Origin of the sequence: Streptomyces sp. NPDC002886 (assembly GCF_042888445.1) — a bacterium.
Classification (GTDB): Bacteria; Actinomycetota; Actinomycetes; order Streptomycetales; family Streptomycetaceae; genus Streptomyces.
The window spans coordinates 800,461-816,647 of the sequence record NZ_JBIAPV010000001.1; the positions used below are offsets into that span (position 1 = coordinate 800,461).

Sequence of the window (16,187 nt, forward strand, 5' to 3'; positions counted from 1 at the left end):
GGCACCCCGGCCCCTCCTTCTCCACCCCCACACAGAGAGTGATCGACCCGATGGCTTCCGACTCGCCCCCGGCCCGCCCGGTCAAGACCGCCGTAATCGTGGACGGGTATTCGACCGGCACGTTCCTCCCCCCGGCCTTCGCCCGTCTCGGCCTCGACGTGGTGCACGTGTACAGCTCCGCGGAGCCGATGGCGACGATGCTCCCGCCGGATCCGGACGCCTACCGGGACCAGTTCCACTGCCCCGACGAGGCCGCCTTCGAAGCAACGGTCTCGGCGCTCGCGGAGCTCGGCCCGGTGGCCGTCCTGGCGGGCCAGGAGCCCGGCGTGCCCCTCGCCGACGCGCTCAGCGAGGCCCTGGGCCTGGCCACCAACGGGACTGCGCTCTCCGCGGCCCGCCGCGACAAGTACGAGATGATCGAGGCCCTGCGCCGCGCCGGGGTGAGGTGCGCCGACCAGTTCAAGAGCGGCGATCCGCAGGCCGTCGCCGACTGGGCCGAGCGTTCGGCCGGGTACCCCGTGATCGTCAAGCCGCTCAGCTCGGCCTCCACCGACCACGTCTACCGGTGCCACGACGCCGCCGAGGTCCTGACGGCCGCCCGCGCGGTGCTCGGCTCCACCGACATCTTCGAGCGCAGGAACACCGAAGCCCTGGTGCAGTCCTTCCTGGAGGGCACCGAGTACATCGTGGACACCGTCAGCGTGGCGGGCGAGCGGTACGTGTGCGGGGTGTGGGAGTACGAGAAGGAGATCCTGCCGAACGGCAAGAACATCTACGACCTCGACGTCCTGCTCGCCCCGGACGCCGCACCGGTTCCCGCGCTGATCGCCTACGTCGACACGGTGCTGGAAGCCCTCGGCATCCAGCACGGCCCTGCCCACGCCGAGGTCATCATGACCCCGCAGGGTCCGGCCCTCGTCGAGATCGGGGCCCGCCTCAACGGCAACATGAACCCCGGCTTCCACGACGTGTGCCTGGGGGCCAACCAGGCCGACCTGACGGCCCTGGCCTACGCCCGGCCCGAGGAGTTCGCCCGCCGGTACGCCGGCCGGGTCTACTCTCCCCGCACGGCGGCCGCCGTCCACAGCACCCGCACCACCTTCGGCGGACTGGTCGAATCGGTGGACCAGGAGGCGGTGGACCGGATCGCGGCCCTGCCGGGCGTCCATCTCGTGGGCGTCAAACTCGGTCCGGGCAAGCGCCTGACCCCCACCGCCGACCTGCTGACCAGCCCGCTGCGCATCTTCATGACGGCCGACGACATGGAGCGGATCCGCACCGACCGGGACACCATCCAGACCCTGAAGGACCAGGTGTACCGGGTGGCCGGAGCAACCGGGGACCGACCGCGCCGGAGCATCCTGCTCCTGGGCACCGACAAGTACGTCCTGCAGGCGTGCGTACGCGCCGGCGTCGACGCGGTCGTCGTCCAGGGGGCCGCCGGATACGACCACGGCCTGGCCGAAGTGCCCGACGGGATGACCACCCTCCTCGTCGACGACCACAAGAGCCCGGAGGCCGTCCTGATGGCCCTGCACCGGGCCGGACTGGCCGAGCACCGCTTCGACGCCGTCCACACCTCCGACGAATGGGCGCTGGTCACCGCCGGAGTCCTCGCCGCGCAGCTCGGCTGCCGCGCCCTCGACCCGGTCACCGCCGTCCACTTCCGCGACAAGTCGCTCCAGAAGCGCCGGGTGGCCGCGGCCGGCATACCGGCCGCGCGGGTCACCGTCATCGACGACGTGCACGACGTGTCGGGCGTCGAGTGGATCTACGACAAGGCCGTGCTGAAGCCCGTCGCGGGCGCGGCGACCGCGCGCACCGCGGTCGTGGAGAGCCGGCAGGCCCTGAGCACCCTCAGCCGCAAGTACCGCGCCGACCGCACCGCCCAGCGCACCTTCGTCCTGGAGGAGTACGTCGGCGGCGAGGAGTGGATCGCGGACGGCTTCCTGCACGACGGTGAACTGCTCTTCCTCGCCGTGGGACGCTACGGCGCCCCCTGCCTCACCATGATCGACGAGCAGACCCCCCTGTGGATGCGGCACTTCGACCCGAAGGAGGAGGGCTGGGCCTACGACCGGTCGGAGCCGGTCGTACGCCGGGCACTCGAGGCGCTCGGACTGCGCGACGGCGTCTTCCACATGGAGCTCTTCCACGACCCGGACACCGGCCTGCTGACCTTCAGCGAGTGCGCGGCCCGCCGGGGCGGAGCCCTCATCCACGAACAGATCCAGGCCAAATTCGGCATCCACCTGGGCGACGCCTCGCTGCAGAGCGCACTCGGCTCGCGGCCTCGCGCCGAGGTGGAGCACCGCCCCGGGATCTTCGGCACCACCTACCTCAAGGGCCGGGCCGGCATCATGTTCCACTGCCCCTCCCCCGCCGAACTGCGCGAGCTGCCCGGTGTGGAGTTCGCCCGGATCGAGTTCCCGGCCGGCGAGCGCTTCCTCGGCGACATCGACAACACCAACCACCGGGTGGGTCAGGTCCTGGTGTCGGCGGACACCGAGGAGCAGCTGGAGAAGCGCTTCACCGAGGTCCGCGACTGGTTCGACGCGCGCCTGGTCGTCGCCCCGCAGGGCGTCACCGGCCGCGAGATCCGCGCCTGGGGCCGGGCGAACCGTCCCGAGGCCGACTTCCGGGACCCGCTGTGGCAGTGACCACGCCCGCGCGCGGCTCCTCCGGCGGCGCGGCCGGCCCCCGGGGACCGCTCGCCCGGCTCGTCCCCGCACGCGGTCCACAGCGGACCCTGGCCGGAGCGACGTTCGTCAACGCCTTCGGCAGCGGGATGTTCATGTCCTCCAGCGCCCTCTACTTCACTCGCGTCGTGCACCTGCCGATGTCCCAGGTGGCGTTCGGCCTGTTCGCCGGCGCCATGGTCGGCCTCGTCGCCGGCATCCTCGGCGGCCGGATCGCGGACCGCAGGGGGGCCCGGGAGACGCAGATCGCGGTGATGCTGTCCGGAGCGGTCTTCATGGGCTGCTTCCTCCTGGTCGACGCCTTCTGGTCGTTCGTCCTCATCTCGGTCCTCACGGGGGTGGTGTTCGCCGCCGACAAGTCCAGCCGGGCCCCCCTGGTACGGGGCTTCGGCGGCGAGGACCCGGCCCGGTTCCGCGCCTACCTGCGGGCCGGGACCAACCTGGGCATCTCCCTCGGGGCGCTCGTCGCCGGCGTGGCCATCCAGCTCGACACGGCACCGGCCTATCTGAGCCTGGTCGGCGGCCGGGCCCTGGCCTTCATCGGCTGCGCGCTCGCCCTGCTGTGGCTGCCCCGGCTCGTACCGGTCGAGGCTCCGCCGCTCAGCAGTCGCTGGGAGGCGCTGCGGGACCGCCCCTACCTGGCGGCCACCGTCCTCAACTGCCTGATGTCCCTGCACTTCGCGGTGCCGACCTTCCTGCTGCCGCTGTGGATCGTCGAGCACACCCAGTCGCCGCGCTGGATGGTCTCCGGGGTCCTCGTCCTCAACACGGTCCTGGTCATCACCCTGCAGGTCGCGGTCAGCAAGAACGTCGGGGACCCGGCGGCCGCCGGATCCCGGATGCGCTGGGCGGGCGGAGCCGTCGCCGTCGGGCTCCTCCTGATGATGGCCGCCGGCTCCCTGTCCACTTGGGCCGGAGCCGCGCTCCTCCTGGCCGCCACCGCCGTCTACACCCTCGGCGAGCTGTGGCACGCGGCGGCCGCCATGGAGTACTCCTTCGGCCTGGCCGCCCCGCACGCGCAGGGACAGTACTCCGGAGTCTTCGGCCTCGGCGGCGGCGTCGCGGAGGCGCTCGCGCCCGCCGTGCTCGGCACGCTGGCCCTGGGCCTCGGCCGGCCGGGCTGGTTCCTGCTGGCCGCCGTGTTCCTCGCCGTCGGCTTCGCGAGCCGCCCGCTCATCGCCTGGGCCGTGCGGACCGCACCGCGGCCCCGGACCTACGAGGGCCCGGTCGCCTGAGTCCCGCGCGACCCCGCCCGCCCGCTTGCCCCCTTCACTCGCCTTCCTTCCCTTCAGCATGCCCTCCGGGCGCCCGCCCGGTCCGAGGCACACCCGAAAACGGAGACCACCATGGCCACGCCCACGCTCAGCATGATCGACCCCGAGCTCGTCGAGATCGTCCCGGGCCTCTCCCTGGACCACGAGGAACTGCTCAAGGCGTACCAGCAGTTCATCGAGCGCGTCCCGCAGGCTCCGTCCGGCAAGGAGGAGGACCGCTTCCGCCGCCTGGGCCTGACCCACCGTGCCGGCGCCGAGGACGCCTGGCGCGACGCCGGCAACGGCCAGTTCGACCAGAAGACCGGTCTCAAGAACTTCGAGGAGAGCGAGTTCGCGTTCTTCAACGAGGAGCTCAAGGACACGTACTTCTACGAGCTGTACAAGGCGCTGCCGTTCCGTCCGGGCCGGATGCGCCTGGTCACCCTGCACCCGGGCGAGATCTACCACATGCACACGGACCACTCCCGGGTGGCGCACGTGTCGCTGACCACCAACGAGGACAGCCGTCTGCTGTTCCGCAGCGGCCACACCTACCACGTGCCCACCGACGGCCGGGTCCACATCCTCAACACCCTGCGCCACCACTCCGCTTACAACGCCGGTGGCACCGACCGCATCCACCTCACGATGACGCTGGCCGACTGACCCCCGCTGCCCCGCGTCCCGATCGTCACCGAAGGAGTATCCATGTCAACGCCGTCCGCCGCTCCGGCCGGTCCCTCCACGGACCACGCCGGCACCGAGGAGTCCAGGCTGTGGGCCGATGAGGTCCGCGCCGCCACGACCGAACGCCCGTTGGGCATCGGCGGGGCCCGACCAGTCCCCGGCGGACGGTCCGCGGTGGTACGGCTGCCCCTGGACACCGCCCTGCGGGCGGCGATCGGACGCTCGGCCCGGGAACACGCGGTGACCCCGCTGACCGTGGGTCTCGCCGCGCTCGCCGTCACCCTGACCCGGCGCACGGGCACGCGGCGGGCGGTGGCCGGAGCGCTGCGGGTCCCCGTCGTCCTCGCGGTACGGGACGACGCCGCCCCCTCGGAGCTCCTCGCCGACACCGACCGGGCACTGGAACGGTCGATCTCGCTGTGGTCCGACCAGTCGGCCGCCACGCTGCCCGACCACCTCGTCGAGTTCCGGCACGGCGCGGCGCCGACCGTGCTCGCCGGGGCCCGGGAGATCGGCATCGGTCTGTGGGACTGCGACCCGGCCGCCGGTGCGGCCGAACTCGTCGCCCGCTACAACGAGGACCGCTACACGGCCTCCGGCGTCCTGCGGCTGCTCGGCCAGCTGCGCACCGTCCTGCGCGGGCTGACCGCCCCCACCGGTCAGGTCCCGGCCGTCGGCGCGCTGGAGCTGCTGGACGCGTCCGAACACGAGGAGCTGCTCGCCCTCGGACAGGGCGCCGAACTGCCCGTCGAGGAGTACGCGGCGGTGCACCTGCGGGTCTCGGAGCTGGCCCGTACCGCGCCCGGCCGGCCCGCCCTGGTCTGCGGCGAGGAGCAGGTCGACCGGGCCGCTCTGGACGCTTGGGCGGGCCGGATCGCGGCCCGCCTGGCCGCGGCCGGCATCGGCCCGGGTGACCGGGTCGGCGTCCTGGCCGACCGGTCCGCCGCGATGGTCGCGGCGGTGCTCGGCGCCGTCCGCACCGGAGCGGCGTACGTCCCGGTCGACCCGGCCAACCCCGACGCGCGGATCGCCTCGGTGCTCGCGGACGCCCGGGTGGCGGCGGTCCTGGTGACCGGCGACCTCGGCCGGCGCGTGAGCGGGCTCGGCCTGCCGGTCGTGACCGCCGACGACCGCGCCGTCCGCGAGGAGGGCGAGGTGCTCGCCCCGGTGGAGCCCGGCCCCGGGGACGCCGCGTACCTCATCTACACCTCCGGAAGCACCGGTGCCCCCAAGGGCGTGGTCGTGGCACACGCCCAGCTGGCCGCCTCCACCCTGGCGCGCCGCGAGGTCTATCCGGGCGAGCCGGTCTTCCTGCTGCTCTCCCCGCTGGCCTTCGACTCCTCCGTCGCCGGCGTGTGGGGCACCCTGACCGCCGGCGGCCGGCTCGTCGTCGCCGGGCCCGGCGAGTACCGCGATCCCGAGGCGCTGCTCGCCCTGATCGAGCGGCACGCGGTGACGCACCTGCTGTGCGTGCCGTCGCTGTACGACGCGATCCTCGCGGCCGCCGAGCGGCTGGGCCGTCCCCCGGTCGGACTGACCACGGTGATCACGGCCGGCGAGGCCCTTCCCGAGGCGCTGCTGCGCCGCCATGCGGCGCTGCTGGCCGGTACCGCGCTCGTGAACGAGTACGGGCCCACCGAGGCGACCGTCTGGGCGAGTTACCGGCGCTTCACGGAGGCCGGGCCCGTCGACATCGGCGGTCCGGTGCCGGGTGCCCGGCTGTACGTGCTCGACCGGGAGGGGCGGCTGGTGCCGCCCGGCATCACGGGCGAGCTCCACATCGGCGGCGCCGGTGTGTCCGGCGGCTACTTCGGCCGGCCGGAAGCCACGGACGCGGCCTTCGTCGCGGACCCCTTCGCGGGCGGCGGCGGGCGGATGTACCGCACCGGCGACCTGGTGCGCTGGAGCCGGACGGGCACCTTGGAGTTCCTCGGACGCAAGGACAACCAGGTCAAGATCCGCGGCCACCGCGTCGAGCTGGGTGCGGTCGAGGCCGCCCTGCTCGCCTGCCCCGGTGTCCGCGAGGCCGTCGCCGTACCGGACGCGGACGGTACCCGGCTGACCGGGTTCGTCGTCACCGACGATCCCGGATCCCTGTCCTCCCTTCGGGAGCGGCTGGCGCTGCTGCTGCCGGCGGTTGCCGTACCGGCCCGGCTGCGGGCGCTGGACGCCTTCCCGGTCACGGTCAACGGCAAGGCGGACCGGACGGCCCTGGCCGCCCTGGCCGCGGCGCCGGAGCCCGGGGCGGAGCCCTCGGCGGAGCAGCCGCCGGCCTCCGCCGAGGGCGCGCTCGAGGGCGCCGCCGCGGGCGGGGACACCATCGCGCAGGTCTCGGCCGCGTGGGCCGAGGTCCTGGAGATCGCGACGGTGCCGACGGGGGTCAACTTCTTCGACCTGGGCGGTCATTCCCTGCTCATCATCCGGCTCCAGGACGCCCTGGGCCGCCATACCGGCGTACGTCCTTCGGTCGTCGAGCTCTTCCGCTGCCCGACCGTCGACGCGCAGGCCGACCTCGTACGGGCGGGCGCCCCGACCGGCTCGGCGCCCGCGTCCCAGGTCGACGGCCGCGCCGAACGGGCCCGCCGCGAGCGCGCCGCCCGCGCCCGCCAGCGCCGTGCCCTCCAGGGAGCCACCCGATGAACGCGAACGCACCGCACCCGACACCGACGCAGTCGCAGTCGCAGTCGCAGTCGCAGCCCGGTACGGACCGGGACCCGTCGCTGGACATCGCGGTCACCGGCATGGCCGGCCGCTTCCCCGGCGCCCCCGACATCGACTCGTGGTGGCAGGCGCTGCTGCGGGCCGAGATCCTCACCTCCCGGCTCTCCCGCGAGCGGCTGCGGGCCGACGGCGAACCGGACGCCGTCCTGGACGACCCCGACTACGTGCCCGTACGGGGCCTGCTGGAGGACGCCGACAGGTTCGACCACGAACTGTTCGGCATCAGTCCCCGGGAGGCCGAACTCATGGACCCCCAGCACCGGTTGATGCTGGAGGCCGCCTGGTCGGCCCTGGAGGACGCGGGCTGCGACCCGCTGACCGAGACCCGGGTCACCGGCGTGTACGCGAGCGCGAGCAGCAGCGCGTACCTGCGGGCCATGCTGACCTCCGGAACCCTGGACGCGGTGGGTGTCGAGGAGGCGCTGCGCGCCAACGAGCCGGACTACATGGCCACCCGGATCGCCTACCGGCTCGGGCTCACCGGCCCGGCGATGAGCGTGCTCACCGCCTGTTCCTCTTCCCTGGTGGCCGTGCACCTCGCCGTACAGGCCCTCCTGAACGGCGAGTGCGAGCAGGCGGTGGTCGTCGCGGCCGCGGTCGACTTCCCGCAGACCGGCCACGTGCACCTGCCCGGCGGCATCCTGTCCGCGTCCGGCGAGTGCCGCCCCTTCGACGCGTCGGCCGACGGCGCGCTGGCGGGTTCCGGGGTGGTGGCCGTGGTGCTGCGCCCCGCCGAGAACGCGCTGGACGACGGGGACGACCCGTACGGGGTGATCATCGCGACCGCCGTCAACAACGACGGTTCCGCGAAGGCCGGGTACCAGGCGCCCTCCGCCGCCGGGCAGGAGGCCGTCATCCGGTCCGCCCTCGCGGCGGCGGACATCGGCGCCGACACCCTCGGCTACCTCGAGGCCCACGCCACCGGCACCCGGGTCGGCGACCCCATCGAGTGGTCGGCCGCCTCCGGGGTCCTGCGCGGACTGGGCGCCGCGCCGGGTCAGATCGCCGTGGGTGCGGTCAAGGCCAACATCGGGCACCTCGACGCCGCCTCCGGACTGGTCTCGCTCATCAAGACGCTGATGGTGGTCCGGGAGGGCCAGATTCCTCCGGTGGCCGGCTTCCGCAGCCTCAACCCGTTGCTGGAGACGGACGGTTCGCCGCTGTACGTGCCCACCCGGCGGCTCGACTGGACCGGTTCCGGTCCACGCAGGGCGGGCGTCAGCTCCTTCGGCATCGGCGGCACCAACGCCCACGTCCTCGTCGAAGAACCTCCGGTGCGGACCTCCGGGCCGGCCCCGTCCACAGCCGACGGCGACCACGGCGACGTCGGCGGCGCCTCCCGGGTGCTGGTGCTCTCGGCCGCCACTCCCGAGGGACTGGACCTGGCGGCGCGGCGCCTCGCCGACCGGCTGCCCGCCCTCGCGTCGACTCCGCTCGACGACGTCGCCCACACGCTGGCCGCCGGCCGGGCCCGGCTGCCGTACCGGGCCGCCGTCACCGGCCGCACCCGTGAGGAACTGGCCGCCGAGCTGCGCACGGTGGCCGGCCGTACCGTCCGGGCCGCCGCCACCCCGCCTCCCCTGGTCCTCCTGCTGCCCGGTCAGGGCAGCCAGCGCCCCGGCATGGCCGCACCCTTCCGGGACGCGCTGCCCGGGTTCGCCTCCGCCCTGGACGGCTGCCTCGGCCATTTCGAGCCGGCTCTCGCCGCGCGGCTGCGCGAGGCCCTGTTCGACCCGGAGTTCCCCCCGGCGGAACTGGCCCGGACCGAGCTGGCCCAGCCGGCGCTGTTCTGCGTCGAGTACGCGGCGGCGACCGCGCTGACCGGCCTCGGCCCGGCCCCGGTGGCCCTCGCCGGGCACAGCCTCGGTGAGCTGACCGCGGCCGCCCTGTCGGGCGTCCTGACGCTCGCCGACGCCACCGCGCTGGTGACCCTGCGCGGGAGGGCCATGCAGGCCTGCCCGTCCGGCGCGATGGTCTCGCTGGCCGCCGGCGAGGCGGAGGCCGTGGGGCTTCTGGACCGGTTCGCCGCGGAGAACGGGCTCGGGCTCCACCTGGAGCTCGCCGCCGTCAATACGTCCGAGAGCACGGTCCTGGCCGGCCCCGCGGACGCCGTGGACGCCTTCGTCGCGTGGACCGGCGACGCCGTGAGCGTGCGCCGGCTGCACACCAGTCACGCCTTCCACACCTCGATGATCGACCCGGCCGTCCGGGAGCTCGGGCAGGCCGTGGCCGGGCTGCCGCTGGGGCGCCCGCGGACGGCGTACCTGTCGAACGTCTCCGGTCGCCTGGTGCCGGCCGGTGGGGTGGTGGAGTCCGGTTCGTTCGCCGAGCAGGCGCGCAGCGCCGTCCGGTTCGCCGACGGACTGGCGGCGATCGCGAGGGCCCACCCGGACACGGTGGCCGTCGAGGTCGGCCCCGGCAGGGCGCTCTGCGCGATGGCGGAGGCCGCGGGGCTGACCGCCGTGGCCCTGGCCCCCGGCCGTACGGAGTGCGGCGCGCGGGAGACGCAGGCGGCGCTGGCCGGCCTGTGGGCCGCCGGACTGCCCCTCGACGCGGTGGCGCTGGCCGGTCCCGGCCGTCCGGCCCACCTTCCGGGGTACGTCTTCGCGGGACCGCGGCTGCTCGCCCCGGCGGCGCGGGCCGCGCGACGCGGCTCGGCACGGGGCCCCGTAGGGGAACCGCTGCGGGACCAGCCTCAGGGCCGTGCGCAGGGTTCGGCACGGGAACCGGCACAGGGCCCGGCGCCGGCGCCGGCCCCGCGGCTGCCCGCCGAGACGGTCGCGGCCCGGTGGACCGAGCTCCTCGGCCATCCCGGACTGTCGCCCGACTCGGACTTCTTCGACCTGGGCGGGGACTCGCTCCTGGTCGTCCGGCTGGCCCGGCGGCTCGGCGACGACCTCGGGGTCCGCGTCCCGGTCCGCGCGCTGATGACCGGCTCCACGCTGGCCCAGCAGACGGCCCTCGTCACCTCACTGATCACCGCGGGAGAACGCTGATGACCTGGCTGAAATGCCCCGAACCCCGGCCCCTGGCCACCCACCGCCTCGTCTGCTTCCCGCACGCCGGCGGCTCCGCCTCCTTCTTCCACGAGTGGGCCCGGGAACTGCCGGAGTACGAGGTCCACGCGGTCTGTTACCCGGGCCGCGCGGCCCGGCTCGGCGAGCCGCTGCCCACCGACCTCCACCAGCTGGCCGGGGAGATCGCCGAGGCGGTACTGCCGCTGCTGGACCGGCCGGTGGCCTTCCTCGGCCACAGCATGGGCGCGGTCGTCGCGTACGAGACGGCCCGCCTGCTCCAGGCCGCCGGCCGGCCGGTCTCCCACCTGTACGCCTCCGGGGCCCGCGCCCCGCAGCTGGCACACCGCCCCGAGCCGGGCCGCGGTGCCCAGGAGATGGACGACGAGGACATCGCGGACGCACTGACCGCGCTGGGCGGCACCGACGCCGAGCTGTTGGCGGACCCGGACTTCCGCGAGCTGGTCCTGCCCTACGTGTGCGGGGACTTCAGGATGTTCGACGCCTACGAGCACCGCCCGGGACCGCTGCTGGACAGTCCGGTCACGGCCGTCGCGGGCGACGGCGACCCGCAGGTGAGCACGGCGGACGCGGCGGCCTGGGAGGCCGTGACACAGGGGCCGTTCCGGCACCACACCGTGCCGGGCGACCACTTCTACCTCATCGCGCGGCCTCCGTTCGCGATCCTGTCGCAGGGGTTGCCGCATGGTGTTCGCTGACCTGCTCCCGGCCTCGAGGAGCGGCCGCGTCATCGCGGCCGGCGCGGCGGTCGACGCGATCGCCGTCGGCATGTTCCTGGCCGCCGCCACCCTCTACTTCGTGGGCTTCGTCGGCATCCCGGCCGTGGCCGTGGGCGGTGCGCTCACCGCGGCCAACGTGCTGGGGCTGCTCAGCCCGGCGCCCTTCGGGGCGCTGGCCGGGCGGTGCGGCGCCCTGCCCGTGTACGTGGGGCTGACCCTGGCGCGGGCCGCCGGTTTCGCGGCCTACGCCTTCGTGGACGGCTACGCCGGCTACTTCGCCGTCACCTGCTTGATCACGGCGGCCACCCGCGCGGCCATGCCGCTGCTCCAGGTGGTGGTGGGCGAACTGGAGCCCGAGGACCAGCGGACCAGGACCATGGCCTCGCTCCGGGCGGTCAGCAACATCGGGATGACGGCCGGCTTCCTGCTCGCCGCCGTGGTCCAGGCGGCGCACTCGCGCGCCGCGTTCTGCGCGCTCTTCGTCTTCAACGGCGTGGCGTTCGTGGCAGTGGCCCTGCTCATCCGCAGCGCCGGCCGGAGCGCGGGTGTCCCGGCCCCGACCCCGGCCCCGACCGCACCGCGGCCGGCGGACGGACCGGTGACACCGACGCCGCCGCCCGTACCGGAACGAGAGGCCGGAGCCGGGGGGCCGAAGTCCCCGTACCGCGACCGGCGGTTCCTGGCCGCCGCGCTGGCCAACGCCGTGCTGCTGCTCAACGACTCGGTCCTGTTCATCCTCGTACCGCTGTGGATGACGGAACGGGCCGGCCTGCCGCAGGGCGCGAGCTCCGTCGTGCTGGCCGTCAACACCGTGCTCACGGTGGTGCTCCAGGTGTACGTGGCCCGGTTCGCCCGTGGTGCGGCTAAGGCGCTGCGGCTCCTGCGGCTCGCCTGCGTGCCGCTGGTCCTGTCCTGCGCGCTGTTCGCCGCCGCGGAAGGCACCGGGTCCGGGACCGGGATCGGGATCGCGCTGGCCGCCGTCGTCCTGGCCGTGGTCGCGCTCACCGTCGGCGAGAACCTGCACGCCGTCGCGGCGTGGGAACTGTCGTACGAGATGGCCCCGCCCCGGTCCCGCCCGCAGTACCTGTCCATGTTCAGCATGGGAATGAGCGCTCAGCTCATCGTGGGCCCGTTCCTGATGACCGCCTTCGTCCTGCCCGCCGGCCCCGTCGGCTGGCTGGCCGTCGCGGCACTGTTCCTCGTCGCCACGGCGGTCTTCTGCACGGCCGCCCGTCCCTTCGCCACGGTCCCCGTGGCCCCGTCCGCCGCTCCCCTCACCGAGAAGGCCGCCTCCCATGTCTGACCTCGCGTCCACCCCCGCCCCTGCCTCCGCCCCCGCGCCGGTGCCCGCGCCGCCCGGCGACCACTACCTGATCTTCGCGGTGGGGCCGAGCCTCGACTTCGCCGGCAAGCTGCTCGCACTGGACGAGGACGCCGAGCTGTCGGTGATCTGCCGTCCCGAGCACCTCGCCAGGATCACCGAACACGGCCAGTACCGGCGGATCCTGGCGATCCGCCAGAACGCCCCGCTCGACGAGGTGGTGGCCCTGGCCCGGACCGTCCACGCGATACGGCCGGTGACCCGGATCACCGCGTTCTGGGAACAGGACCAGGATCGCGCCGCCGCCGTCGGCGCGGCCCTGGGCGTCGCCACCCACAGCCCCGAGACCGTACGCCTGGTGCAGGACAAGCACGAGATGCGGGAGCGGCTGCGGGAAGCGGGCGTGGAGGACACCCGGGCCGGGCGCGCCTTCGGGGAGGCCGACCTGCTCGCCTTCGGGGAGAGCGCCGGATACCCGTTCATCGTCAAGCCCACGGCGGGCACCGCGAGTTTCGGGGTCACCCTCGTCCACACCCCGCAGGAGGCCCTGGCGGCGTACCGCACGGCGACCGGCGACTTCCCCGGGATCGCGCGGCTGGGGGTGCTCGCCGAGCAGTACCACACGGGGCCGCAGTACAGCGTGGAGGCGTTCTCCGAGGCCGCGGAGCACGTCGTGGTCGCCATCACCCGCAAGTACTCCGACCCGCGGGACATGGTCGAGCTGGGCCACGTCCTGCCGGCGCCGCTGGACCCGGCGGCGCGGGAGGCGATCGAGGCACACGTCACACGGGTCCTGGACGCCCTCGGCGTCGAGTTCGGACCGACGCACACCGAGGTGGTCCTGACCGACGAGGGTCCGCGGATCATCGAGACCCATCTGCGGGTGGGCGGTGACGAGATCTTCAACCTGGCCAAGGACGCGACGGGCGTCGACATGATCGACTTCCAGGCGCGGCAGGCCTCCGGCCTCAAGGTCCTGGCCGACATCCGCGCGATCCTGGAGTCCGCGCGGGAGCCGCGCTGCGAGGCCGTCTGGTACACCGCCCCGGAGGTCACGGGCACGTTCATGGGGCTCGCGGAGGCGGACCCGGGGCGCACCGACCCGGCCGTCACGGTCCTGCTCGCGGAGGGTTCCGAACTCACGGGCCTCGCCGGTTCGTTCACGCGCATCGCCCGCGCCCGCGGCACGGCCCCCACCGCGGAGGAGGCCCTGGAGGCGGCCCGTTCCACCGTGGGCGCGCTGTCGTTCGTCTTCCACGTCTCCCCGCCGCCCCGCGACCTCGTCTGAGGTACGGCTCCGGCCCGCCGCACGCCCGCCGACACCGGGTGCGCGGCGGGCCGGAGCCGCGCCGCCCTCGGAACAGGGTCCGTGCCAGGCTCCCGGCGACGTGTCCCGCCGCCGCTCCGAGCGTGCCCGCCGCCGCGTCGGCGGGGCGGCCGAGCCACGAGCGGCGCCCGCGCGGTCCACGGCTCTTCTCGCGAGGGTCCAAAACCGGCCGACCGGCGCGCCGAACCCGGCCGCCGTTCGCCTGGTGTACGCGCCGCCGTCACGCCAGGCTCTCTCACCGGAACCCCGGACCCGCTGTGCTGGGGCACTCAGCCACCCCTCGACCACGGAGGTCGTTCGCGCCATGGACCAACTCGATCGTCGGCGTTTCCTGCAGCTCGCGGGCGGAACCACGGCCCTGACGATGCTGGGCGAGAGCATCGCCCGTGCCGCCGCGATCCCCGCACAGGGGACCACCGGCTCCATCGCGGACGTCGAGCACATCGTCGTGCTCATGCAAGAGAACCGTTCCTTCGACCACTACTTCGGTGCGCTGCGCGGTGTCCGCGGCTTCGGCGACCCGCGCCCGGTGACCCTGCCCAGCGGCAAGTCCGTCTGGCACCAGTCCGACGGCACCAAGGAGACGCTGCCCTTCCGGCCGCCGTCCGAGGACCTCGGCATGGAATTCCTCCAGGGCCTCAACCACGACTGGGCGGGCGGCCAGAGCGCCTTCAACAAGGGCAAGTACGACAACTGGGTCCCCGCCAAGACGGCCACCACGATGGCCCACCTGACCCGCCAGGACATCCCCTTCCACTACGCCCTCGCGGACGCGTTCACCATCTGCGACGCCTACCACTGCTCGTTCATCGGCTCCACCGACCCCAACCGCTACTACCTCTGGTCGGGCCACACCGGCAACGACGGCAAGGGCGGCGGCCCGGTCCTCAACAACGCCGAAGCCGGGTACGGCTGGACCACCTACCCGGAGCGCCTGGAGGCGGCCGGAGTCTCCTGGAAGGTCTACCAGGACATCGGCGACGGCCTCGACGCCGCCGGCTCCTGGGGCTGGATCGACGACGCCCACCGCGGGAACTACGGCGACAACTCGCTGCTGTACTTCAACACCTACCGGGGCGCCCAACCCGGCAGCGCCCTCCACGAGAAGGCCCGTACGGGCACCAACGCCGCCGCGGGCGAAGGCTACTTCGACAGGCTGCGCGCGGACGTCGTGGGCGGCACCCTCCCGCAGATCTCCTGGATAGCCGCTCCCGAAGCCTTCAGCGAGCACTCCAACTGGCCCTCCAACTACGGCGCCTGGTACATCTCCCAGGTCCTGGACGCGCTCACCGCCGACCCCGACGTGTGGGCGAAGACGGCCCTCTTCATCACCTACGACGAGAACGACGGCTTCTTCGACCACGTCGTCCCGCCGTACGCCCCCGCCAGTGCCGCCCAGGGCCTGTCGACCACTCCCACCGCCCTGGACGTGTTCCCCGGCAAGGCCGGTTACGTGGCCGGACCCTACGGTCTGGGCCCACGCGTGCCGATGCTCGTCGTCTCCCCCTGGAGCACCGGCGGCTACGCCTGCTCCGAGACCTTCGACCACACCTCGGTCATCCGCTTCATGGAGCGGCGCTTCGGCGTCCACGAGCCCAACATCTCGCCCTGGCGCCGCGCCGTCTGCGGCGACCTCACCTCCGCCTTCGACTTCACCCGCAAGGACACCGGCCCCGCCCCGCTGCCCGACACCGACGGCTGGTACCCGCCGGACCGCGAGCGCCACCCCGACTTCCGGGCCACCCCGCCGGCCCAAGGGGTCATGCCGCGCCAGGAGAAGGGCCCGCGCCGCACCCGCGCGCTCAAGTACGCCCCGTACGTGGACGGCTCCGCACTCGTCTCCGAGGGCAAGTTCCGGCTGGCGTTCAGCGGCGGCCCGGAACTGGGCGCGCAGTTCTACGTCACCTCCGGCAACCGCACCGACGCGCCCTGGACCTACACCACCGAGGCCGGCAAGTCGATCGCGGACACCTGGAACACCGCCTACTCGGCCGGGTCCACCGACCTGACCGTGCACGGCCCGAACGGCTTCCTGCGCGCCTTCCGCAACCCCGGCACCACCCCCGGCCCCGAGGTCACCGCCCGCCACCATGCCGCGACCGGGAACCTGGACCTCGTCCTGACCAACGCCGGCGCCACCACCGTCACCCTGACGCTCACCAACGCCTACGGCGGCGGCCCGAAGCGCCTCAAGGTCCCCAAGGGCGCCACCGTCAGGCACACGGTCTCCCTGAAGAACACCCGCCGCTGGTACGACGTGACCGTCACCGCGTCCGGTACCCCGGGCTTCCTGCGCCGCTTCGCCGGCACGGTGGAGACCGGCCGCTCGGGCCTGTCCGACCCGGCGATCCTGACGGAACGCTCCTCCTGACGGCACCCGCCCCGGGGCCCCGATCAGCCGTGAAACGGCCAGAGGCCGTATCGG

General features: G+C 73.9%; 9 protein-coding genes. All 9 read left to right on the forward strand.

What is annotated here, in order from left to right; all coding sequences use genetic code 11:
• The first annotated feature begins 50 nt into the window (after positions 1-50).
• The 9 genes from ACFYYB_RS03580 (at position 51) to ACFYYB_RS03620 (ending at position 16,133) form a co-directional block, all read left to right on the forward strand.
• Positions 51-2,660 (forward strand): ATP-grasp domain-containing protein, encoded by a 2,610-nt coding sequence (locus tag ACFYYB_RS03580; RefSeq protein WP_389432992.1) that lies wholly within the window; start codon positions 51-53, stop codon positions 2,658-2,660.
• Complete coding sequence (locus tag ACFYYB_RS03585) at positions 2,657-3,934, forward strand: MFS transporter (protein WP_389432993.1); 1,278 nt, start codon at positions 2,657-2,659, stop codon at positions 3,932-3,934. Before ACFYYB_RS03580 ends, ACFYYB_RS03585 begins: the two co-directional genes overlap by 4 nt.
• Before the next feature lie 111 nt (positions 3,935-4,045).
• The gene (locus ACFYYB_RS03590; RefSeq protein WP_389432994.1) at positions 4,046-4,618 is read left to right on the forward strand and encodes a hypothetical protein; all 573 of its coding nucleotides are present in this window, start codon (positions 4,046-4,048) and stop codon (positions 4,616-4,618) included.
• Positions 4,619-4,660: 42 nt separating this feature from the next.
• Complete coding sequence (locus ACFYYB_RS03595; RefSeq protein ID WP_389432995.1) at positions 4,661-7,279, forward strand: amino acid adenylation domain-containing protein; 2,619 nt, start codon at positions 4,661-4,663, stop codon at positions 7,277-7,279.
• Positions 7,276-10,356: a type I polyketide synthase gene (locus tag ACFYYB_RS03600; protein WP_389432996.1), complete on the forward strand. Its 3,081-nt coding sequence runs from the start codon at positions 7,276-7,278 to the stop codon at positions 10,354-10,356. Before ACFYYB_RS03595 ends, ACFYYB_RS03600 begins: the two co-directional genes overlap by 4 nt.
• On the forward strand, positions 10,356-11,093 hold the full coding sequence (locus ACFYYB_RS03605; RefSeq protein WP_389432997.1) for a thioesterase II family protein: 738 nt from the start codon (positions 10,356-10,358) through the stop codon (positions 11,091-11,093). The genes ACFYYB_RS03600 and ACFYYB_RS03605 overlap by 1 nt, the downstream gene beginning before the upstream one ends.
• Entirely contained in the window at positions 11,080-12,417 is a 1,338-nt protein-coding gene (locus ACFYYB_RS03610) for an MFS transporter (RefSeq protein ID WP_389432998.1), read from the forward strand. The genes ACFYYB_RS03605 and ACFYYB_RS03610 overlap by 14 nt, the downstream gene beginning before the upstream one ends.
• Positions 12,410-13,723, forward strand: coding sequence for an acetyl-CoA carboxylase biotin carboxylase subunit family protein (locus tag ACFYYB_RS03615; protein WP_389432999.1), 1,314 nt, complete (start codon positions 12,410-12,412; stop codon positions 13,721-13,723). Before ACFYYB_RS03610 ends, ACFYYB_RS03615 begins: the two co-directional genes overlap by 8 nt.
• 343 nt (positions 13,724-14,066) lie before the next feature.
• Positions 14,067-16,133: a phosphocholine-specific phospholipase C gene (locus ACFYYB_RS03620; RefSeq protein ID WP_389433000.1), complete on the forward strand. Its 2,067-nt coding sequence runs from the start codon at positions 14,067-14,069 to the stop codon at positions 16,131-16,133.
• Positions 16,134-16,187 lie beyond the last annotated feature (54 nt).